Genomic DNA, 742 nt, shown 5'->3' on the forward strand with positions numbered 1-742 from the left:
GACCTATTCATTACTGGTCAACCGATAACGGCTCTACCGGCGAACTATCCCCGGTCCTGCCCTTCCCGGCATGTCTGCCAGTCCCGGTTGACCCCTTCACGGAACCAATCGGGGCGTGATCGTCCTGGCCCGCAACATCACGGGCCCTGGCTAACACAACTTCGGCACGCTGATCGTGATGGTCTCGTGTCGAACCTGTAGTCGTTCCGTTGCCGATTGATAGGTGATCTTCATGTCGCGAGTGCAACAGTTACCCCGTAGTCAAAAAGCTGATTTGAGGGGGCTGTATCCCGTGTTAACCACTTGGCGTACATGGCAATTCGCACAATCGCTGTCTCGCCGCACGGTCGACGAACGCACCGCCATCGTGCGACGAATGGCCGACTGGTGCAACGTCGCACCCGAGCAGGCCGATATCGAACAGATCGTTACCTGGCTCGCCGAGGGTGGCGACTGGTCAGCAAACACGCGATGGACCTACTACACCGCGTTGGCCGCATGGTTTCGCTGGCTCCAGAAGACGGGGCAACGCATCGACAACCCGATGGTCATGATCGACCCGCCAAAGCGATCCAAGGGCATCCCACACCCAACCACCAACGATGGCATCCAGCGACTACTCAAGGTCCGGGCCCGCCGCAAGACGCGCGCCATGCTGCTGCTCGCGGCCTTCGAGGGATTCCGCGCCCACGAGATCGCCAAGGTCAAAGGCGAGGACTTCGACCTCATCGCCCGGACTGTC

At 60.4% G+C, this 742-nt stretch carries 1 pseudogene; it reads left to right on the top strand.

Annotation, left to right across the window (positions count from 1 at the left end):
* Positions 1 to 376: 376 nt before the first annotated feature.
* A pseudogene (locus A5733_RS22505) lies at positions 377 to 742 on the top strand (tyrosine recombinase); the annotation flags it as partial.

It is taken from the genome of Mycobacterium sp. NS-7484 (genome assembly GCF_001953975.1).
Classification (GTDB): Bacteria; Actinomycetota; Actinomycetes; order Mycobacteriales; family Mycobacteriaceae; genus Mycobacterium.